Here is a 22658-nt window from a genome sequence, read left to right on the forward strand (position 1 = left end):
ACAGATCCAACGCCCGTAACGCCGATAGATCCAACACCCGTAATACCCGTAACTCCAACACCTGTAACCTCAACAGATCCAACGCCCGTAACGCCCGTAACTCCAACACCCGTAACGCCCGTAACTCCAACACCCGTAACTCCAACACCCGTAACTCCAACACCCGTAACTCCAACACCCGTAACTCCAACACCTGTAACTCCAACACCTGTAACGCCCGTAACACCCGTAACACCCGTAACTCCAACACCCGTAACGCCAACACCTGTAACTCCAACACCCGTAACGCCAACACCCATAACGCCCGTAACACCCGTAACACCCGTAACGCCCGTAACGCCAACAGATCCAACGCCCGTAACTCCAACACCTGTAACTCCAACAGATCCAACACCTGTAACCCCAACTGACTCTCCAAGTACATAAAAATTGCTAAAAGGGGTAAAAAAATGCTATACAAACGCTGAAGGCAGTACATTTTGTCATAATTTTGCGTAATTCCTGTGGAACTTAGCTGCTCCAATGCGGTAGCACAGACTTATGCTCGATTAGGGGCAGAACAGTACAACTGTTAACTACTGCCTTTAATGCCAATGCCGCCAAAGCAAAAAGTGATATTCCCTACGACCAGATAGCATCTGCTAACGCTAGATTAAATCAAGGACAGGACTTACACAGCGTTCACCGGATATCCTTATATAGTTCAATCACGTTCTGTGTGTAAGTTCCCAGGAACTCACTTGTTGCTAAAGAGAACATAAACTTATGACTTTTGATTACGACCTATTTGTAATTGGTGCGGGTTCTGGAGGTTTGGCGGCTTCCAAACGAGCGGCTAGCTACGGCGCAAAAGTGGCGATCGCTGAATATGATTTAGTTGGTGGCACTTGTGTGATTCGCGGTTGCGTTCCCAAAAAACTCATGGTGTATGGCTCTCACTTTCCCGAACTGTTCAGTGATGCTTCAGGCTATGGCTGGAAAGTAGGTAATGCTGAGTTTGACTGGGAATATTTCATTACATCTATAGATAAGGAAGTTCGACGCCTGTCGCAGCTACACATCAACTTCTTAGAAAAAGCTGGAGTGGCACTATTTTCTGGTCGCGCCACATTGGTAGATCCCCACACCATAGAAGTTGATGGACGTAAAATTACAGCAGACAAAATTTTAATTGCTGTTGGTGGGCGTCCTGTCAAGCCAGATTTACCAGGGATGGAACATGGCATTACCTCTAACGAAATCTTTCATCTAAAAGAACAACCAAAACACATCGTCATTATTGGCGCTGGTTATATCGGCACGGAATTTGCTTGTATTATGCGCGGTTTGGGTTCTGAAGTCACACAAATTACCAGAGGTGAAAAAATTTTAAATGGTTTTGATGAAGATGTCCGTATAGAAATTGAAGAGGGTATGACGAACCACGGAATTCGCTTGATTAAGAATAATGTGGTGAAAGCAATTGAAGGTGTCCCAGAAGGGTTGAAACTGACTTTATCAGGGGATGACCAAGAACCACTAATTGCCGACGTATTTTTAGTAGCGACCGGTCGAACTCCCAATGTAGATGGATTAGGTTTAGAAAACGCTGGGGTTGATATTGTCGCCAGTTCTATCGAAGGGCCTGGATACCCTACCACAAATGCGATCGCAGTCAATGAATATAGTCAAACTAGTCAACCGAATATTTTTGCTGTTGGCGATGTCACCGACCGCATCAATTTAACTCCCGTGGCCATTGGCGAAGGTCGCGCTTTTGCCGATACTGAATTTGGGAATAATCGCCGCGAATTCAGTCACGAAACTGTGCCCACAGCCATATTTTCTAGCCCAGAAGCCGCAACTGTCGGCTGGACAGAAGCCGAAGCACGGGAAAAACTCGGTGATGCCGTCAAAATTTTTCGCACTCGCTTTCGCCCTATGTACCACAGTTTGACTGGTAAGCAAGAGAAGACAATGATGAAGTTGGTGGTTGATGGCAACACCGACAAAGTTCTAGGCGCTCACATGGTAGGTGAAAGTGCCGCTGAGATTATCCAAGGTGTGGCGATCGCAGTCAAGATGGGCGCAACCAAAAAAGACTTTGATGCTACTGTGGGTGTCCATCCCTCAGCCGCAGAGGAATTTGTCACAATGCGCTAATAAAACTTAGGAGTGAGCAGTTCTGAGTTATGAATTATAAGTGAGCCACAACAATTGATAAATCTTTATTTATCAACACTCAATAATTTTTAACTCCTAACTATTTACAACTTTGGACTACATATATCTTCACGGCTTTGCTTCTAGCCCTAAATCTGCCAAAGCGCAGGATATAAACGATCGCTTTACCCAAATTCACACAAAGCTGAAAATTCCCGATCTCAATGCTGGCGATTTTTCCCAGTTGACAATCGCTCGTCAGATCGCTCAAGTTACCGCAGAATTCAACAATGATTCTACACCAGTAACACTCATTGGCTCAAGTTTGGGTGGTTTGACCGCTGCCCACTTGGGACAACAAAATTTGCAAGTACAACGCTTAGTTTTGCTAGCACCAGCTTTCGGGTTTTTATCCCATTGGTTGCCCAAGCTAGGAGATGAAGAAGTACAGCGTTGGCAGCAAGAAAAATATATCATGGTCTACCACTATGGGGAGCAGCGATCGCTTTCTTTAAGTTACGATTTCGTTACAGATGCTGCCCAATACCAAGAAAAGCTTTTGCAACGCCCTATCTCCACGCTAATTTTGCACGGCAAAAAGGATGAAGTCATTCCGATAGAAGCTAGTCGGGACTTTGCGCGCTCGCGTCCTTGGGTGGAGTTAGTTGAACTCGACAGTGACCACGCTTTGGGTAATGTTATGAAAGAAATTTGGCAGGCAATTCGCCTCTTTTGCCAATTACCTTGAAGTTGTAAAATATTAGACTCACACATAAATAATGTCCTTAGTCATTTGTGCTTTGTTAGTTACTAATGACCAATGACTAATGACAATGACTAATGACTAAAACTATGCTTCCCTTCATCCGGTCAGATTTAGCGCAATTCACCGCGTACAAACCTCATCCCAGTAGCGATACAGCCGATTCTGTCGCCACACAGTTCGATCGGCTAGACACAAATGAAAGCCCTTACGATTTACCACCTGAATTAAAAGAGAAGCTGGCGTGGACGTATCAGCAAGTAATTGAAACAAATCGTTATCCCGATGGTGGACATGAAACACTTAAGGATGCGATCGCTGAGTACGTCAATCAATCAGCCGCCCTCTCATCATCCTTATTTACTGCTGCCAATATTTCTGTTGGTAATGGTTCAGATGAACTAATCCGCTCTTTATTAATCGCCACCTGTCTAGGAGGAGAAGGGTCAATTCTTGTTGCCAATCCCACTTTCTCAATGTACGGGATTTTGGCGCAAACTTTGGGCATTTCTGTGGTAACAGTGGGGAGAAATGAAACAAATTTTGAAATTGACATAAGCGCCGCACAGTCTGCGATCGAACAAACTCAAAATCCCTCCATTCGCGTAGTTTTCGTAGTCCATCCTAATTCGCCGACTGCTAACAGCTTAACTGAGGCAGAGTTAGCTTGGTTAAGAAGCTTGCCACAGGATATTTTAGTAGTAATTGATGAAGCTTACTTTGAATTTAGCCAAACTACCCTAGTAGGTGAATTAGCACAGCATCCTAATTGGGTGATATTACGCACTTTTTCTAAAGCTTTCCGATTAGCATCTCTCCGTATTGGTTATTGCGTCGCTCATCCCGAAGCGATCGCCATTTTAGAAAAAGTTCGCTTACCCTACAATCTCCCCAGCTTTTCCCTAGCAGCTGCCTTAGTTGGTTTACAAAATCGTACACTCTTGCTGGAATCAATTCCCCAAACTCTAAGTGAACGAGCCAAACTCATCGAAATTTTATCCCAGCAACCAGAACTACAAATTACTCCAAGTGCTGCCAACTTTATTTATCTACGTCTTAAACCAAATGGTTTTAATTCACAAGAAGCTGCTTTAAAAACTTTCCACCAGAAACTTAGAACACTCGGCACTCTTGTACGGCACATTAGTGGAGGATTACGAATTACTGTCGGAACGATAGAGGAAAACGCTCGTACCGTTAATCGAGTAAAAGCTACTTTGGCAAATTTGTCATCTTAGCAATTTACTCAGTAATTAAACCTGCTATTTACCTCACTGCCCAAACGGCGTACTACTCCCACTGTTTGTGGCAGCACACCTACTAAAAGAGCAAAGGCAACATCCGGTAAAAGAGCCACTATTTCTGGTGGAAAGTATTGTTCAAATTGATCGAGAATCTTCTGGACTCGCTGCCCAGGCAGTGGATTTTCTGTAATTTGTTTGATCAATCGAATCCACTGTCGCCTAATCAAGTAGGCTTTCTGGCGTTCTTCATTAGATTCAGGAGTTAATAAAGAAAGATTACCTATGGGCAGTGCCCTTTGGCAATCACAATCGTAATCCCCACCCACAGCAGCCCCAGGCCCAGCAAACTCTGCATGGTAGCGTTTAAAGAGTATTAATCCATTTCGCCTACGACTATTGACGATGAAAACTTCTCCACTGTGCAAACGTGTAAGGATATCCGAGCTTTGTGATTGCTCAGTTCCGTCTGACATGACAACAGAGTCAAGGAAAGTAGTTTCAGGGTAATAAGTTGACACCATAGAGGTCTGATAGCGTCGATGCTGTTCGCTATCCATGTTTTTTAAACTTTTAATGAATGTTGTTGTAGTATGCACTTCAAAACGGAACTAGCTGTTATATCAAATCAAGTTTTTGAATTCTTTTATTATCAAGACCTTTCTGGTCAATCCAACTAAAAATAGCAAGATATAGGCGTTGCTTCAGTAATTGAGTGATTATATTTTATGAGATATAACTAGATTTGTCTGTAAACTATACGAGTGTTTTCTTAAAGTTTTTATAAAGATGAATATATTAATTACAAAGTTCTTATGAGGAAGTAATGATTTCTTTCAACACGATTTCGCCTATCTTCCCATTATAGTCTATTTTCATCTATATCGAATGCTTTCAAAAATTTGTTAACCATAAATTCCAAAAGCTAAATTTAACATTTTTTAATATTAAAAATATTTACCAAAAAGATAATTTGTTTATAGGGACGAGGGGATTTTTCGTAAAAAGTTTAAATCAAATATTCTTTTGAGAAAAAATTTATAAAAAGCTATTTAAGAAGCAAGTAAATTCACAAACCATGTTTTAGTTTTAATTTATAGGACTCCTATTTGATTGCGTGAAAAAACTCGGTATAACTCAAAGAGCCTTCTTTATCGTTAGCTCTTGCCAGCTAAACCAAGTCAGTCATCGAAATCAAAGCGGATTTATATGGATATTTAGCTAATGTTGGCTAGATTCCTAATTAAACCCCGTCCAGTTGAAAACCAGGAGTTCTTAAGAAGAGTATATTATTTAGTCCTAGCTTGAGTTTTGAGCTTTCTCTAAGTCAAAATAACTATGGTTATCAAGGTAGACGTGGTTTAGCTTAGTTTGTGTTTGATTACCGCTATGAGTTACAGATTTTATCGAATTAATTGGAACAGAATACAAAACTTGACAATTGCTAAAACAAAACTCAGATAATGGAATCAGCACTCAGGTGCTTGTGCAATAACATCTGGCTTGAGCGTCTTAGAAGAAATGTATTCCAATTAGATTCGACTTTATGCACTCGATATCCCAGCTTGAAATAAAGCTGTCGTGCTTGATGGTTATTTTCTAAAACATGGAGATATAAGTCTTGAAATCCCCACTCGCGAGAGACTTTTTCACAGCTAGTAAGTAATCCTGAAGCCACACCATGTCTACGGTATTTTGGGTGAACCGCTAAATTAGATAAGTAAGGAAAACCTACACCAACCTGGCTCCATGAATCACTACTGTAGCGTACACCCATTTCCACACTTCCTACTAAGTTATTAGCCTCACCAGTAGTAGCTTCAAGGGCAACTAAGCACAGATGACGGGGCGAAGGTGATGCCATTCGATGCCTTAAGTCTTCGTAAATACCCAGACGTAGCAACGGGAAAGCCCATCCCCATACACCCTTGTGGGAGTGAAAGCTTTCAGTAATAATTTGGGCAACACCAATCAAATCAGCAGGTGTAGCTGTACGAATTTGGAATTGGCAGGAAGCTGGATCGATTGGCTGTTGGTGGTATGGGTGAAAAAACCGATATTTCAAGGCTAGTTTAGTATTGATTTTATTCAACAAAAATTTTCTCAAATATCCTAAAACAAGATTTAAACTAAATCAGAACTTATAGAGTTGCCCAGGAGATTTAACTGAACCAATATTGCTAATTCGCTTTTTCTTGTAGATTAAACAAATTTTTACACTTTAGTTTGGAGTTTTATAACCTGCATTTTTGAAAGAGTATTAGGAGTTACAACTTCATAAATCTATAACCTTAAATTCAGTATATTCATTGCATACCTTGTTTTAGGTAGGCAGAATATGAAACTGATTGCCACAAAAACATCTGTAAAGTGATAGAGCTTTGAGCGAGTGGGCAGAGGAATAGCATAACTTGTCTGTAAGCAGCATCTCCAAAATTGTTAAGTAAGTACACTATTGGCAAACTCTGGTTTCAAACCACCCTTGGTTACACTACTGAACTTGTTTTTTGCAGTTACCGCTACACTGATACTACTTTGCTACTAAGTCATCCAAATCGGCTGTACAGCTACTGGGACAAGAATCTGTAAGGTTCCCTAATCCCTAATCTCTAACTCCTCAACCACTACCACTTGTCTTAATGATAGTTCTGATTGCTAAATTAGAAAGAGGTATTTGTCTAATAGTATACTTTGGCTTTAAATCTTATTGTTTTAATTTCACTGACTCTACCATGACTACCATAAATAAAATTTACCTGCAAGTGTTATTACAACAGCTGTGGAGGGAAAACTTAATATGCAGCTTTATCTGGATTTTTCAGCTGGCTATGAGCGCTGTATGTATTATCAGACATTGCTCACAGGAGGTGAAAAAAGATTTGGCAAGTAAGCGTCGACTCTGTAACACTAAAACTGACAATGAAAGCAATTACACTGCACCAACGCAAACGGTAATCGGCACAAGCAATTGAGACGAATTTCTGCGAGCAAACGCTCCTACACTCAGCAGTCATGTAGCCAAACAGCCCTATTGGTCGAAATGCTCTGCTCTTACCTGACTCAGAAAAATCCTTACCTGATCAGATTATTCTTTATCCGACTGCCGTTGCAGCAGGAAAGCGGTGCATGAAATCCCAAGCAAACAGTAAGCCTAAAATTTTGGTTGTCGATGATGAACCAGACAACCTTGACTTGCTTTACCGCACTTTCTATCGTGATTATAAGGTGCTAAGGGCAACCTCTGGCCCTGCGGCCCTCGATCTGCTGGCTCAAGAGGGAGAGATCGCGGTGATCATCTCCGATCAGCGGATGCCGATGATGAGCGGTACAGAATTTTTGAGCCTAACAGCAACTCAATATCCAGATATTATCCGGATTATTTTAACTGGCTACACCGATGTCGAAGACTTGGTGGAAGCAATTAACGCTGGTAAGGTATTTAAATATGTCACTAAACCGTGGGAAGCGGAGGAACTAAAAGCGGTGGTACGCCAAGCTTTGGATACCCACAATGTCCTCAAAGCTAGAACCCGCGAACTTACCCGCACACTCCGTCAAGAATCGCTGCTGAATACCGTTACCAATACGATTCGCAGTGCTTTAGACTACAGACAAATTTTGCAAGCAATTGTAGACACAGTGGGTCACATGTTGGAGGTGGATGTTTGTCTGCTACGTCCCTTCCAAGATGAGCAGTTGGCGGATAAAGGGTTTATCTATCAGAAGCCTATTTCTGAAGAAGCAGAGGTGCAGGAGATCGGAGCGGAAGTAGCAGTAAGTCTTTCCTCTCTGCCCGTTATATCCTCTGCAACTCCTCTGCCTCTTTTGGCTCAGACAGTGTGGGAAACCCGCGAAGTTCAGGTAATTCACGATGCGATCGATGATGAGCGCATTCACGGTAACACTCCCGAACTGCGTGAGCGTGGGCAAGCTTTTGCTGCTGCTAACATTTGTTCTAGTTTAGTTGTGCCATTGATCTGCCAACAAGAACTGATGGCTGTGCTAGCGCTACACCAGTGTTCTGTTCCTCGCTTCTGGGGCGATGATGAGGTGCAGTTAGTTTTGATGGTAGCGGATCAGGCAGCCTTAGCCTTGTCTCAAGCTTATGCTTACGAACAAGTACGTGCTCTTGCCAAGCGCGAGAGCTTGATTAATACGATTACTAGCGCAATTCGCTCTAGCTTAGATCCTCAAGATATTTTTGCGGCAATTACCCAACAATTGGGACAAGCTTTACAAGTTGATGGCTGCGTCTTGTCTTTGTGGACTGAGGAAGATGAGTTTGTTGAGTGTGTGGCCTTGTATGACAGTTTTCAACATCTAGAAAATTTAAGAGCGCCAGCTCCAGACAATAATTCAAGTAGCAATCATCACCTACCAAACCAGAGATTACCCTATTCTCAAGCATCGATTCAGGAAAATCCCATCCTCCAACAAATGCTACAGACACATGAACCTGTGGTGATTGGTAATGTGAGCCATTCTCCCTCAGATGTGCGGGGTTTTGATTTGCCTTTAAAAATGCCAGCGCGATCGCTAATGTTTGTGCCATTATTGGCTGATGGTAAATGTATTGGTAGTATTACCTTGCATGAAGGTAAAAAAGTACGCCAATGGTTGCCATCTGATATCGATTTGGCGAAAGCAGTAGCAGCGCAAGCTGCGATCGCTGTCCAACAGTCACACTTGTATCAAAAAACTCGCCAACAAGCTGAACGCTTACTGGAATTAGACAAACAAAAAACTGAATTTTTCCAAAATATCTCCCATGAGTTTCGCACACCGATTACCTTGATTCAAGGGCCTTTAGAGTCGGCGGTGGCGGCTGGTGAGGGATTATCTTACTCCCAATGTGCGATCGCCCTGCGTAACTCCCGTCGCCTGCTGCGACTGGTAAATCAACTTCTGGATTTACAACGCCTGAATGCCGGGAGAATGCAGCCTAGCTTCCATCCCTGTGATTTAGTCGAATTTGTCAGCCAAATAGTAGAATCTTTTCGTCCCTACTGCGAGAAAAAGAGACTGCATCTCGTCACCCAGCTAGATGAATGTTCGACGGTGTACTTAGACATGGAAAAATTTGACAAGGTGGTTTATAACCTCTTGTCAAATGCCATGAAGTTTACTCCCGAAGGTGGCACGATCGGTGTCAGACTAAAATCTGAGCGCGATCGCTGCATATTACAAGTGCAAGATACTGGAATTGGTATTGTTAAAGAACAAATTCCCCATCTATTTGAGCGCTTTCGCCAAGCTGAAGGTTCAGCAAACCGCTCCTATGAAGGCAGTGGTTTGGGTTTAGCTTTAGTTAAAGAATTAGTAGAATTACATGGTGGTCAAGTTACCGTGGAATCAGTTTATGGTGAAGGTACTACTTTTAGTTTATGGCTGGTGACTGGAAATGCTCATTTACCTGCACAGCAAGTACTAGAAACGCCTACCGAACTGAATACAAACCGCGCTAGCGTAGAATTAGCTGATTTAGAACTAGTAGAGTCAACAACAGACAATATTGAAGATATTACAATAAACCTCTCCCCCAGTGTTGATACTCAAGACTCAGCACATAAGACTCAGCACTCAATTTTAGTTGTAGATGACAACCCCGATTTGCGAACCTACGTATCTGAAATTTTCCGCCGCAACGGCTATCATGTACAGACAGCTCGTAACGGTCATGAAGGGCACAGTAGAGCTAAGGAAATTCTACCCAGCTTGATTGTGACTGACTTAATGATGCCGTTAGTGAGCGGACTTGAGATGATTCAGATGATTCGCAAAGAGGAGACTTTGAAAGGAACACCAATCATTCTCCTGACAGCGAAAGTAGATGAAGAAACCCGCATCGAAGGTACAGAACATGGCGCGGACGCTTATTTAGCAAAACCATTCAACGATCGGGAACTTTTGGCAGAAGTTCGGAATCTTTTAGCGTTGAAAGAAAATGAACGGCGAATTGTGGAGTTAAATACTTATCTAACAGAATCGGTGCTAAAGCGCTTTTTACCTGCTGTGTTGGTGCAAAAAGCCGCAACCGGAGATTTAACGTTAGATTTGCGCCCAGAACCACGCTTGATTACAGTTTTATTTAGTGACATTGTGGGTTTTACACAGCTAGCAAATACTCTCAGATCCCGACGAGTCGCAGAGCTGCTAAATGAATATTTAGAAGCCATGACTAAAGTTGTCTTTAGCAATGGCGGCACTGTAGATAAATTTATGGGAGATGCTATCTTAGCTTTATATGGAGCGCCGGAAGAACTAACCCCTAACGAACAAGTGCGTCGTGCCATTAATACAGCAAGAGCAATGCACCGCTCACTGGCTGACTTGAACCAGCGCTGGCGAGAGCAAGGTGTATTCGATAGCGACAAACTTACTAGCGTACAGTTCCGGTGCGGTATTCACCAAGGTACTGCTGTTGTGGGGATGTTTGGTAGCGCTGAACGCGCCGATTATACTGCTATTGGCCCAAGTGTGAATATTGCCGCAAGGTTGCAAGCTGCTGCTGTTCCCGGTACAATCCTGGTTTCTGCTGCCGTAGCAGATTATTTGCAGGAAGGAGAAATTACTAAAGGGAGTCCGCTAGAACTTAAAGGAGTAGATGAAACAGTTTTGACTTTCGCTGTTTCACCAGAGGTAATGGTTAATCGCTAAAATTTAGACTGGTATTTTAAAGCATTACCAATGAGTAAAAGTGCATAATCATATCCAGTTTATATAATATGACACCATCGGTTGCAGACAAAACTCCAATTCCAGCCAAGGTCTGGAGACGACACACCGATCCACCAGGTCTGTGGATTTTTGTCGTTGTCAGTTCAGTCTCTCTGCACTTGCTGGTGTTCTGGCTGATGCGCTCATCTAATGCATTTAGTCTGTGGTTTCCCCAGCAAAATCAATCTGCTGTTCCCATCGAATTGATAGAAATTGCTCCTAAAACAAAATCAATAATCAAATCAAAATCAACAGCTAAAATAGTTTCATCAAAGCCACTATCCTCGACTCAAAAGTCTGTACCAGCACGTTCATCACAAACAGCACGAACTACGCCAATAAATCAAGATTTTGGTGCAATAAATTCTCCTGAGAATCTCCAGAAAAAGAGCCGAATTTACGCCTCTCAACCTAATAGCGAACCTTTTAGACAGCAGAAAGTCCTCACGCCAACACCGAAGCCTATAGCTAAAGCCACACCAACACCTACACCTAAAGTCACACCGAAGCCTATAGCTAAAGCCACACCAACACCTACACCTACAGTCACACCGAAGCCTATAGCTAAAGCCACACCGACACCTACACCTAAAGTCACACCGAAGCCTATAGCTAAAGCCACACCGACACCTACAGTTCCGGTCGGTAATTTACCTTGGAAGCGTCGTCAAGAAATTAAACTGGGGAAGGGAACGCAACTACCAACAGGTATTCCATCAAATCGACCAGTTTCAGAACCGGAAAATAGAGAAACTCCAGCGCCTTCAACTAGAGAAACTCCAGTGCCTTCGAGTAGAGAAACTCCAGCGCCTTCGACTGGAGGAGCATCGGTAGCAATAGTAGCTCCCTTATCTAGAGATGAAGTGATTAGCTTGATACAATCAAAAGGATTCCGACAAGATGCTTTACCCGACGTTATCGCTTTATACAGGGGAAGCAACACAAAACAATTAGACCCAAGTTTTCTTGTCCACAATTCGGAACTTGAGCCAGCACAACTCTTGGCTAGCTTGATAATTGATCAAAATGGCAACTTTCAACAGGCTGTAGTTCTAGAAATAGAACCAGCAAAACTGCAAAGTGAAAAAAGTACATACGAGCAAGTCCTGAGCGAAGTTTTCAAAACAGAAAACTTTCTTGCTGCCCACAATAACGATGGTACAAAACCAGACTTGAGCAATTTGTATGTCAGGATCAAAATGCAACCCGCAAATTCCAACTGAATGCTTGAATTTTTACAGAAACCGTGTTAAATTTATAGGGTTGGAAATTTGCGGGCGTAGTTTAGTGGTAAAACTATAGCCTTCCAAGCTATTAATGCGGGTTCGATTCCCGCCGCCCGCTTAGAAAAACTCTCAAAGATACTAGTGCAAAGACTAAGTCTGAATCTTAGTAAAATAACTAGTTAAACAGTCATTCATAATTTTGCAGTGTGCAGAAATAGCTTGACACTGAGAGTAGCCAAATTTAAGACGGTATGAGGAATCGGGAAGACTTTACTTCAACGACATCCATATCCTCGCTATTTACCTAATTGTTGTTTGATAGTTGGCAATACTCTGCAAAACGCCCCATCAGTTTTGATTTTTTGAATTTAGATATTGCTGCTAATTGAGATTTTCTAGGCGAATGCGTGGATCGGCTGCTTTGAGCATCAAGTCGGCGATTAAATTGCCGACAATCAGGAGTACTGCGCCCATTATCAAGCTTGCCATTAATAAATATAAATCTTGAGCTTGTAAAGCCTGTAAAGCTAATCTCCCTAAACCAGGCCAGTTGAAGAAAAATTCGGCGATGAAGGCACCATTTAATAAACCAGCTAATTCAAAACCTAATAAGGTAATTAAAGGATTTATGGCGTTGCGGAGTGCATGAACGTAGATAACGCGGTTTTCTGGCAAACCTTTGGCACGAGCCGTTTGGATGTAGTCTTGACGCAGAACATCCAATAATTCGCCGCGAGTGATGCGTTGCAAACCAGCAAAACTAGTAATTGAGAGTGCGATGGTGGGTAAAATCATGTGCCAACCGATATCTAAGATTCTGCCAAACCACGACAGTTCTGAGTGATTGATGCTAGTCATGCTACCCACTGGGAACAGCGGCGAGGTGATTTGGGCTAAAACCAGCAGCGCTAAGGCAGTGATGAAACTGGGAAAGCCTTGTCCAGCGTAACTAATCACTTGTAAAATCCGGTCTGCTGGCTTATTTTGTTTGACAGCGGCAAATATCCCTAAAGGGATGGCGATCGCCCATGTGACAATTAAAGATGCGATCGCTAATAGCAAAGTCGCTGGTACTCGTTCCCACAACAGCGATGCAACTGAACGTTGATAAATAAAACTCGTGCCGAAATCCCCTTTGGTCAAGATTCGCCATAGCCACAGACCAAATTGCTCTGGCCAAGACTTATCTAGACCAAACTGCCGTTTGATTTCCTCAATTCTTTCTGGGGATATCTTCGGATTTTGCCGCAGCGTATCTACATAATCACCGGGAGCGAGTTGAATGATGAAAAACGACAACGCTGAGGCTAATAACAAAGTTAGCAGTGCCTGCAATAGCCGCTTTGCCACATAAACAAAAGTTTCGCTCGTGACTAGCCCGATTAGCCAATCCCGACCTGTCTCCAAGGAAATTTTTGTAGATGTCATTTATATTTTGTCCTTTGTCATTTGTTCTACCCTGCGGGAAGCCCTTCTCTACGAGAGGCTGCGCCAACGGGTTCAGCAGTCGCTCATGGGGGAAACTCCCAAGACCGCGCTGCTTCACCGCTGGCGCGTCTATGTCCTTCGTCCTTTGTCCTTCGTCATTTGCCAGTTGTTTTGCTATTGACCAATGACTAATGACCAATGACTAATGACTAATATTCAATTAAAGAGATAATCGGCACGTCCGGTAAATGTGTACGCCCTTGTAAATCCCGTAGCTCGATAATAAACCCAAATCCTACTAGTTCGCAGCCAATCTTTTGTAACAACTTTGCCGTCGCACTCGCTGTTCCACCCGTGGCAATCAAGTCGTCGACAATCAAAACTCGGCTACCTTCATGTAAAGCGTCTTGATGCACTTCTACGCAGTCTGTACCATACTCTAATTCATATTCAATTGAGTGAACGGCTGCTGGTAACTTCCCTTTTTTGCGGATGGGAATAAAACCAGCTCCTAATTTATAAGCCAGAGGTGAACCAAAAATGAATCCTCTCGACTCTATACCAATGACATAATCAGCTGTTATTTCAGCTTCATTGCATTTTTGTGTTAAAAAGTCAATAGTATAGCGCAGTCCCTCTGGATCGCGCAGTAACGTAGTAATATCCCGAAATAAAATTCCGGGTTTCGGGAAATCTGGAATGTCACGAACGAGAGACTTTAAATCCATAAAATGGGGAATAAAGGAGTAGGGAATGGGGAATGGGGAATGAGGTAGAAAAATTAATAAGCAATGCCCAATACAACTCTTGGAGAGGCTACGCCAACGGCTTCTCTACGAGACGCTACGCGTTAGCGGAGCTTTCGCTTTAGCGATACGCTCAGTACAAGTGCCCAATTTCAGATACCTGAAAAATCGTACACTATAATGTCATACGCTGGGGGTCAAGTGGGGATAAAGGCTGAAGCTTCGCTCTTCATTGACGATAATTAGAATCTAAACCAAGCTATAAAAGGTATTTCACTAATAAATGAGGTGAATTTAGTTATGTTTTAAAATTTTGATTTCAATATAGGGAAAACTTTGAGTAGAAAGAGTTAAGTAATGTATATATCAGGTAGTCATGCTACTGCCACAAGTCTAAGGCTCAAGTCTTGGCTACCGATCTTAAATTTGTTTTATCTAGTCTGTTGGAACCGCACAAGGTATTTATAGAATGAATGTTTCAGCAAGTTTAACGCCGTTCAACAGTCCAACCCAAGACTCACTGCCGATGATTCTGGACACTTTACCAGATCCTGCGATCGCTTCCAAAACCTGTCCTCGAAGAACCAGGCTGCAAATTGACCTGATTTTACTGGCAATTGAAGCTTTAGAACTTGGTGGTTCGGAAGCAATCCTGGCTTTTGCTCAAGAGTTGGATCTGAAAGGAATTGTTAAAGACAGAGTAAATTTATGGCGGATGCGTAGCTCTAACCCGCTACGAAGAGCGCACATGCGCCGTCCCTTAACTATTATGGAAGCAAAAGCTTTGGTGGTCATTGCTTGCTATATAGCACGGCGTTTAACTGTTGTTATCCGCCAGTTATTAATGATATGCCAACAAATGGAAGAAAAACAGATTCCATTAGAACAGAATTTGCGGCTATCTAATTATCTAGAGCGGTTTAGAGCGCATTTTAAAAGCCGGATGAATGCTCGACGTTCTGGTGTACTAGCATTAACTTCTGATGAAAAATTAGATGCGCTAGCAATAAATTTGTTAGGACAATTACTATTTTGTACTGGTACTGCTGGAATGCAGCGGTTCTGGATTAGTCTTTTTGACGGTGAAGTGGAATGAATATTCAACGTAAGTACAGTCTACCTAATTGTACTCTTCTTTTAGAAGGGTTAAGTGATGTCACTAGGGCTGCACAGTTCCAGGAAATGCGCCCAGAATTATCAATATTGGTAAATGCAGAATGCTATTTATCTGGTTACAATCAACCCCTAACCGGAGGGCGAGAATTTTTTGAAAGTTTGGTGAGGGCCGTTAGTGGTTACGCCCAAGAATTTCTGAGTACTGTACCCAATCCGCAAGCACACAACCAGGAATCGGAGCTAGTAGAGTTTCAAAAAATTGACGGCAACCGCCATAGATTAATCATACATTCAGAGAATGCTCCAGAGGGGTTCGATCGCTCTAATAATTCCAAACGTCCGCCTATTGAAATAGATTTGAATACGGTGCAGTTGTTTGATTTAGTAGAAGCAGTGGATCAGTTTTTTGCTGATACCCAGACTTTACCAGAATTATCTCTAGAACTACAACCAGTTACTAGACGCTATGGCGGTGCTAGTCAGGCTTTAATCAGGCAGGCTGTTCCTGCTGCTGTGGGAGTATCAAGTTTAGCAGTAGCAGCGATCGCATTTAACCTGATTCCACCTCCCCAAATTCGTCCACCGCAGCCTAAGCCAGATGAGCAAACTAGCTCTACAACAAAGAGCCTTAATCCTCCAGCATCAGCAGCTGCAACACCCATCGAGGCTGCAACACCTATAGCAATACCCACAGCTAATGAAAAGCCAGTAGTCAAAGATTTAGAAGCACTTTTAAATACAGTTCCAGAAATTACCGATCCATCCCAGCTGCGTGCATTGAATCGTCAAGTGTATAACCAAGTTCATCCAGCTTGGACTAAGCGTTCAGGATTGCAACAGGATTTGATCTATCGTTTAGGTGTAGCTGCGGATGGAGCGATCGTTGGTTATAAAGCGGTGAATAAAGAGGCTAATCAAGAAGTCGGGCAAACTCCTCTACCTAACCTACTTTACAATCCTGCTAACCGCGCTCCCATTTCTAATGAACCGATAGCCCAATTCCGAATAGTGTTTACTACAAATGGTGTGCTGCAAGTTAGCCCTTGGCGAGGATATGCTAAGACACCAGAGGTAGTCGGTGCAAAAATTACTGACTCTAATATCACTAAAGGTTTAAATAAAAAGCTTTATAATACAGTTCGTGAAACCTGGAGTGGCACTCCCACCTTTACGCGAGATTTGAAATATCGGGTAGCAGTCAACAAAGATGGTGTAATTGCTGACTATGAACCACTTAATCAAGTCGCCTTTGATTATTTCCGAGAAACACCTCTTCCTAAGATGTTTAACGCCATCTATGGTTCTAATGTAGCTGCTCCCAATGACAAAGAACCTCTAGCCCACTTCCAAGTTATATTCAAGCCTAACGGCAAGCTCGAAGTCACTCCTTGGAAGGGATATCAGTAATTGGGCATGGGGCAAGAGAATTAAGTTGCTATTCTCTGTGCCCTACTCTGAGCAATAACATACCTAACAATTTAATTTTCTACCTATCTCTGTAAGTTTGCGATAATATGGCGCTAACCTGAGAAATTTAGATTTATGACCCAGGATTTTGCCTTTTTAAAGCGGATATATCAATGCTTTTGACCCCATTTCGCCCCTTACCCGCAGGAGATCCCGCTTACGTTGATTGTACAGAAGTGCGGGGAAATGGCGATTAGTATCTGAAAGTCAGAGTAGCTCAGTGAAGTTTAAATTTCCAAAGTAATGAATGCAGGGGAAATAAGGGTATTAAATATAGATACACAACCTCATTCCTAACGGATTAAATCAGCACGGGGTTTAAAGGTTTCAACTTGCCGTAACTTTTCGTAAAGTTCCCGTTCTTCTTGACTAATATTTTTCGGTGTAACTATTTGAATTTCTACTAATTGATCGCCACGTTTCCCGTCATCACTGGGATAACCTTTATTCCCTAGTCGAAATTTTTGACCAGACCTAACTCCGGGAGGGGTGGTCATTTTCACTGGGCCATCAAGAGTAGGTGCTTCTACCTGTCCTCCTAAAACTGCCTCGCTGGGAGTAACAGGTACTTGGCAGACGATATTTAAACCTTCTAATTTAAATAATCGATGAGGTTCAACGGTAATTTTTAAGTATAGATCGCCACCACCAACGCCTTGGTTGCGCAAACGAATAGTTTGACCTGTTATCATCCCTGGAGGCATATTAACTTCTAGCGATCGCCCATCTTCCAAACGAATCCGTTCATTACCACCTTGATAAGCTTTTTCTAGTGGAAGCGTTAATCTGGCTTCTATATCTCGACGGGTTGTGCGAGGTGGAGTGTTAACTGTATAGGCAACTTTTGTTCTGGGAGAACGAAACGGATCGCTATTATTGCCATTACTGGAGTTATTTGCCGCACTTTTATTTTTGACACCAATAACTTGATTAATAAAGCTTTCAAAGTCGGAGAATTGGCTGGGATCTACATCCTGATTCCCGTTGCGATCGCTAGCACTACTCTGCCAAGTTTTAGCCTTTGGCGTTTGTTTGTTGCCTGCAAAGCCTTTTTGCTTCCAGTAGCGGCTAAACTGGTCGTACTGCGATCGCTTGGCTGGATCGGAAAGAACTTCATAAGCCTCGCCAATATCCTTAAATTTTTCCTCAGATTCTTTGTTACCCGGATTCAGATCGGGGTGATATTGCCTTGCTAACCGCCGATAAACCTTTTTAATTTCCTCACCAGAGGCATCTTTAGATACTCCTAAAATCTCGTAGTAATCGCGAAAGTTCGGCAAATTTTGCATAGTTCAGTTATTTAAATTTTAGATTTTAGATTTTGGATTAATTAAGAGTTAGGAGTTATGAGTTGAAAGATTTATTTTTAACTCCTAACTTCTAACTCCTAACTTTTCTTATAACCAATCATTGTCTTCTTCATCATCCCAGTTATCTTGGTAGCTGGGGCGGGATTTGCGGGGAGGACGGCTTTCATAAGAGGAAGAACGATTATCGCGGCTATAATCTCTGTCATAGTCTCTACCGTAATCTTTGCCATAGTCTTTACTGTATGAGTCGCGTTCTCGATATGTATCTCTGGGAGATTCGCGATCGCGTTCTTTATCACCGCCAGTAAAGATGTCACGGATAGTCCCAAACAAGTCATCGTCTTCATCTTCAGCATAAGTCTGGCGGACTTCCCGATTTAGCTCATAGAGAGCATCTTGCAAGTCGGCGTAGGCTTGATCGATACCGCGATCGCTATTTTCCTGAAGACTTTCTTTTAGTTGTCGGCAAATATTATCAATTCTTTGGCGGCGGCTGCGGGCAAACTGCATACCGAATTCCAGCGCGACTTCTCTAAGTTGTCGTTCTGCTTGGAAAATCAACGCCTCAGAACGAGTCCGTTTTTCTATTCTTTCTTTACGTTCGCGATCGACATCAGCGTATTTTTGAGCGTCTTGAATCATCCGATTCACTTCCGACTCGTTCAAGGTGGAAGCGCCTTGAATGGTGATACTCTGCTCTCGTCCAGTGGTTCTATCTAGGGCTGTTACTTGTAAAATACCATTAGCATCAATATCAAATGACACCTGAACTTGGGGAATTCCTCGTGGTGCGGGTGGGATGCCGTAGAGCTTGAACCGTCCTAAAGACTTATTGTTTGCTGCCATTTCCCGTTCGCCCTGGACTACGTGAATTTCCACAGTATTTTGGTTATTTTCAGACGTGGAAAAAATATCAGAACGGCGGACTGGAATTGTCGTGTTGCGAGGAATGAGTTTTTTCATCACACCACCGATGGTTTCCAATCCCATAGAAAGAGGTGTAACATCCAAAAGCAGCACATCTTTGAGTTCACCTGCCAGAATTCCGGCTTGAATTGCTGCACCCACTCCCACGACTTCATCGGGATTGACGTTCTCGTTGGGTTCTGTGCCAATTAAGTCCCGCACAAGCTGCTTTACCATTGGCATTCGTGTAGAACCGCCAACTAACACAACTTCTTCAATGTCTCTAGGTGAAAGTCCGGCATCTTTCAGGGCGCGTTTCACTGGTGTCCGTAAGCGCCCCACCAAATCACCACATAAGCCTTCAAACTGGGAACGCGTTAGACGAGTTTCCAGATGTTTGGGGCCTTCCTGATCCGCAGCAATAAAAGGTAAGTTAATATCGGTAACGCTGACAGAGGAAAGTTCAATTTTTGCCTTTTCCGCAGCTTCCATCAGGCGTTGTAAAGATTGTCTCTCGCGTCTTAAATCTACCCCTTCGACTTCCAGAAATTGCTCTGCTAACCAATCGACTATTATTTTGTCAAAGTCATTCCCACCAAGTTGCGTATCTCCACTGGTAGCTTTGACTTCAAATATCCCATCGCCTACTTCTAAAATAGACACGTCAAAAGTGCCACCACCCAAGTCAAAGACTAAGATCGTTTCCGTGTCACCCCGATCTAATCCATAAGCCAAAGATGCCGCCGTCGGTTCATTGAGAATCCGCAGCACTTCTAAACCAGCAATTCTGCCAGCATCACGGGTTGCCTGCCGTTGAGAATCATTAAAATAGGCGGGTACTGTAATCACTGCCCCTGTAACTGGCTCACCCAAATAGCGACTAGCATCGTCTGCCAATTTCTTCAGCACCATTGCCGAAATTTCTTCCGGGGCGAAATCTTTATTCAGACGAGGACAGGCAATTTTAATATTACCTACTTCGTCTTTGCGGATGGTGTAGGGCACACGCTTAGAATCTGCATTAAGTTCGCCATACTTCCGCCCAATGAAACGTTTAACTGCAAAAAAGGTATTTTGGGGATTGAGGACGGTTTGTCGCCGTGCCATTTGCCCAACCACCCTTTCACCTTCTTTGCTGAAGCCAACTACGGAGGGGGTTGTTCGCATTCCTTCTGCATTGGCAATCACCACCGGCTTGCCACCCTCCATAACGGCGACTACTGAGTTGGTTGTACCCAAGTCGATGCCGACTACCTTGCCCATGCGTTACTCTTCTCCTAAAGTGTCTTATATATTTATTATGATTGGGCGGAACTACCTCTAGCTTTGTGCTACAAGATAAAAACACCTCAATGTATAATACTCATCATTAAGGCAGTAAGCTAAGAAGTGCAGCTAGAGGAGATAGTTGCAAGACTAGGATAGCATTGAGACGGTTGGTGTGCCCAAGCAGCCTCAATTCTTGATATCCGCCTACTTCTGTTTAAGTTATCTGCAAATTGGTAAGTTAACCTTAAGAACGCTTGCTCTGCTTTTTTGAGTGCCTGAAAATTCTCATATTATTGCTACTACTTAAAAGATTTGAATTTAACAGAGCGATTACAGACTTCCCTGAGTGAGATAGCGCGAGAACGCGATCCTTATATGGCAACGGCTGGGCATTTTTTTGTCCAAGAATATATCCGCCAGGAATTTTCCCAATGGGGGAGTGTGGAAATCCACACCTTTGAAGTCAGAGGTAAAACTTGCAATAACCTGATATTAAATTTACCATCCCAAGCTAGAGGGCAAAAAAAGGATTTACTGCCGATTTTAATTGGCGCTCATTATGATGGCGTTCCAGGAACAGTTGCGGCTGATGATAATGCTACAGGTGTGGCGGTGTTGCTGGAATTGGCGAGAAAGTTTGCTGCCGAACCTGCGAGATATCCCTTAAGACTGGTTGCTTTCGATATGGAAGAATACGGCTTACTGGGTAGTGCTGATTATGCAGCCCTGTTGCATCAACAAAAGCAACAGCTACGCTTAATGATCTCCCTAGAAATGCTGGGCTATAAGGATTCTACACCTGGTTCCCAAAGTTACCCCCCTCCTCTGGAACGCTTCTACCCAGATACGGGTGATTTTATTGCTTTAATTGGTAACTTGCGGACATTACCTGATTTAATTGGGATGAGCCGTAATATTCGCAAAGCTGGCGTATCTAGTCAATGGCTACCCGTGCCGAATCGAGGTTTAATAGTTCCCCAAACTAGACTTAGCGATCATGCACCATTCTGGGATTTGGGTTATCCGGCAATGATGGTGACAGATACGGCATTCTTGCGAAATCCACATTATCACAAAGCTAGTGATGCGATCGCTACTTTGGATTTAGATTTTCTGACTCGTGTATGTGAAGGTTTAGAGATGGCGATTCGGCAGTTGTGAAAGGATATTAGGAGAGGTTTATAGTTTGCCAAACCAGACTTAAAGCGATCGCACCTCTTTTTTAGATGTGGTTTATCTGCAATCATGGGTACAGATACAGCATTTTTGTGGAATATATATCATGCATAAACCGAGTGGATCGCCACTGGGGTTTATTTGTATTATTATCAGCTTTTTTCAATTGGTTATACTATCTTGCTGATGCGATCGCGCATTAGGAGTCAAAGTAATTAAATCGTCAATATTACGCTTCATTGTTTCACAAATTGCGTCTAATGGTAAATCATTAGCATCATAACCAAAGGGGTTTTCTATCTCCAAGCCAATGGCTTCAATGCCAAACAAAGTGAACCCAACTAAAGCAGAAACTAAACCTGTCCACCAACCGAGACTGTCTACTATTTGAAATGGTAGCAAAAAGCAATATAGTATCAGTAATTGCTTCAAATGAATAGCATACGCAAGCGGCATAGGCGTTTTTAAAATACGTTCGCAAGCACCTAAATTATCCACAAGACTATTCAATAATTCTTGCATTGATGTTAGCTGGTAGCTATTCAGACAATTACGATCGTATTGTTGCTGTAAATAATCTCCTATCCAAAAGGCAACCTCTATAGGAGGATTATTCATAATCTTCAGTTTTATGTACTTAGTAGATGGCATTAAGTCTTCTAACTCACTATTGACACCTTCTCCTCGCAAATGTAATTTAGTTGTTACAGCAAACGCTACCAATAAGTTTAATGCCGTAATTTTCTTATCTTTATCTTCTGGGGAAATTTCATCAACTGATACCCAAATTTGCCTCGCTAAATTTCGGACGTTATTTACTATAGAACCCCAGCATTTTCTCCCTTCCCAAAATCGCTCATAAGCAGTATTTGTACGAAAGACAAGTAACAAACCTAAAACAATACTAGGAATCACATTTACTAAAATGGGCTGTGATACAGGTTTTTCAAAATGGTGAAGCAGAGAAATTAAAAATCCGAAAGCTCCACACCATAAAACATGTTTTAAAATTGCTTTTATTACTGAACCTTTAGGTTGTAATGCTGTGCGCACCCATTTGATTTTTTCGGCTATCATGTAGTCACCCTAGTAAAATAATTATTGAACCGATAAATTCAGCATTTGTTAGCTTCAAAATAATCATTATAAAA

At 42.6% G+C, this 22658-nt stretch carries 16 protein-coding genes and 1 tRNA gene; 9 read left to right on the forward strand and 8 right to left on the reverse strand.

The annotated features are described in order from the left end of the window. Nucleotides 1-424: hypothetical protein (locus V7K84_RS32510; RefSeq protein ID WP_334844391.1), on the reverse strand; the 424-nt coding region annotated here is incomplete at its 3' end. A 341-nt stretch (nt 425-765) separates the two neighbouring features. On the opposite strand from V7K84_RS32510, the gene gor reads away from it, so the two are divergent. The 3 genes from gor to V7K84_RS32525 all read left to right on the forward strand — a co-directional run bounded on the left by gor (nt 766) and on the right by V7K84_RS32525 (nt 4143). Beyond that, complete coding sequence (gene gor, locus V7K84_RS32515) at nt 766-2142, forward strand: glutathione-disulfide reductase (RefSeq protein ID WP_334844393.1); 1377 nt, start codon at nt 766-768, stop codon at nt 2140-2142. Nucleotides 2143-2254: 112 nt separating this feature from the next. After that, on the forward strand, nt 2255-2890 hold the full coding sequence (locus V7K84_RS32520; RefSeq protein WP_334844395.1) for a YqiA/YcfP family alpha/beta fold hydrolase: 636 nt from the start codon (nt 2255-2257) through the stop codon (nt 2888-2890). A 104-nt stretch (nt 2891-2994) separates the two neighbouring features. Continuing rightward, nucleotides 2995-4143, forward strand: a complete 1149-nt coding sequence (locus V7K84_RS32525) for a histidinol-phosphate transaminase (protein ID WP_334844463.1) — start codon at nt 2995-2997, stop codon at nt 4141-4143. A gap of 8 nt (nt 4144-4151) precedes the next feature. Here the strand turns inward: V7K84_RS32525 and V7K84_RS32530 are convergent, their stop codons facing one another. Both V7K84_RS32530 and V7K84_RS32535 read right to left on the reverse strand, forming a co-directional pair. Next, nucleotides 4152-4706, reverse strand: coding sequence for a hypothetical protein (locus V7K84_RS32530; RefSeq protein ID WP_289798997.1), 555 nt, complete (start codon nt 4704-4706; stop codon nt 4152-4154). Between the two features lie 896 nt (nt 4707-5602). Continuing rightward, nucleotides 5603-6241, reverse strand: coding sequence for a GNAT family N-acetyltransferase (locus V7K84_RS32535; RefSeq protein ID WP_334844397.1), 639 nt, complete (start codon nt 6239-6241; stop codon nt 5603-5605). 1031 nt (nt 6242-7272) lie between these two features. Here V7K84_RS32535 and V7K84_RS32540 point away from each other — a divergent pair. The 3 genes from V7K84_RS32540 to V7K84_RS32550 all read left to right on the forward strand — a co-directional run bounded on the left by V7K84_RS32540 (nt 7273) and on the right by V7K84_RS32550 (nt 12207). Further along, complete coding sequence (locus V7K84_RS32540; RefSeq protein ID WP_334844399.1) at nt 7273-10803, forward strand: response regulator; 3531 nt, start codon at nt 7273-7275, stop codon at nt 10801-10803. Nucleotides 10804-10871: 68 nt separating this feature from the next. Further along, the gene (locus tag V7K84_RS32545) at nt 10872-12086 is read left to right on the forward strand and encodes a hypothetical protein (RefSeq protein ID WP_334844401.1); all 1215 of its coding nucleotides are present in this window, start codon (nt 10872-10874) and stop codon (nt 12084-12086) included. Nucleotides 12087-12136: 50 nt separating this feature from the next. Further along, nucleotides 12137-12207, forward strand: a tRNA-Gly gene (locus V7K84_RS32550). A 263-nt stretch (nt 12208-12470) separates the two neighbouring features. Here V7K84_RS32550 and V7K84_RS32555 read toward each other — a convergent pair. Beyond that, complete coding sequence (locus tag V7K84_RS32555; protein ID WP_322667036.1) at nt 12471-13517, reverse strand: ABC transporter permease; 1047 nt, start codon at nt 13515-13517, stop codon at nt 12471-12473. A gap of 209 nt (nt 13518-13726) precedes the next feature. Then, entirely contained in the window at nt 13727-14245 is a 519-nt protein-coding gene (locus V7K84_RS32560; protein WP_334844403.1) for an adenine phosphoribosyltransferase, read from the reverse strand. 487 nt (nt 14246-14732) lie between these two features. Between V7K84_RS32560 and V7K84_RS32565 the strand changes: the two genes are divergently transcribed. Both V7K84_RS32565 and V7K84_RS32570 read left to right on the forward strand, forming a co-directional pair. After that, nucleotides 14733-15359 carry a DUF3038 domain-containing protein gene (locus V7K84_RS32565; RefSeq protein ID WP_094350233.1) on the forward strand — a complete coding sequence of 209 codons (627 nt, stop codon included), beginning with the start codon at nt 14733-14735 and terminating at the stop codon, nt 15357-15359. Beyond that, nucleotides 15356-16786 carry a DUF4335 domain-containing protein gene (locus tag V7K84_RS32570; RefSeq protein ID WP_334844405.1) on the forward strand — a complete coding sequence of 477 codons (1431 nt, stop codon included), beginning with the start codon at nt 15356-15358 and terminating at the stop codon, nt 16784-16786. Before V7K84_RS32565 ends, V7K84_RS32570 begins: the two co-directional genes overlap by 4 nt. Before the next feature lie 353 nt (nt 16787-17139). Here V7K84_RS32570 and V7K84_RS32575 read toward each other — a convergent pair whose 3' ends face one another. Together V7K84_RS32575 and dnaK are read right to left on the reverse strand one after the other, a co-directional pair. Continuing rightward, entirely contained in the window at nt 17140-18135 is a 996-nt protein-coding gene (locus V7K84_RS32575; protein WP_334844407.1) for a J domain-containing protein, read from the reverse strand. A gap of 108 nt (nt 18136-18243) precedes the next feature. Continuing rightward, nucleotides 18244-20325, reverse strand: a complete 2082-nt coding sequence (gene dnaK, locus V7K84_RS32580) for a molecular chaperone DnaK (protein WP_334844409.1) — start codon at nt 20323-20325, stop codon at nt 18244-18246. A 318-nt stretch (nt 20326-20643) separates the two neighbouring features. Here dnaK and V7K84_RS32585 point away from each other — a divergent pair, with 318 nt between their 5' ends. After that, entirely contained in the window at nt 20644-21492 is an 849-nt protein-coding gene (locus tag V7K84_RS32585) for a M28 family peptidase (protein ID WP_334844411.1), read from the forward strand. Nucleotides 21493-21669: 177 nt separating this feature from the next. Here the strand turns inward: V7K84_RS32585 and V7K84_RS32590 are convergent, their stop codons facing one another. Next, complete coding sequence (locus V7K84_RS32590) at nt 21670-22584, reverse strand: bestrophin family protein (RefSeq protein ID WP_334844412.1); 915 nt, start codon at nt 22582-22584, stop codon at nt 21670-21672. Nucleotides 22585-22658: the final 74 nt, after the last annotated feature.

Source organism: Nostoc sp. (assembly GCF_036917315.1).
Classification (GTDB): domain Bacteria; phylum Cyanobacteriota; class Cyanobacteriia; order Cyanobacteriales; family Nostocaceae; genus Nostoc.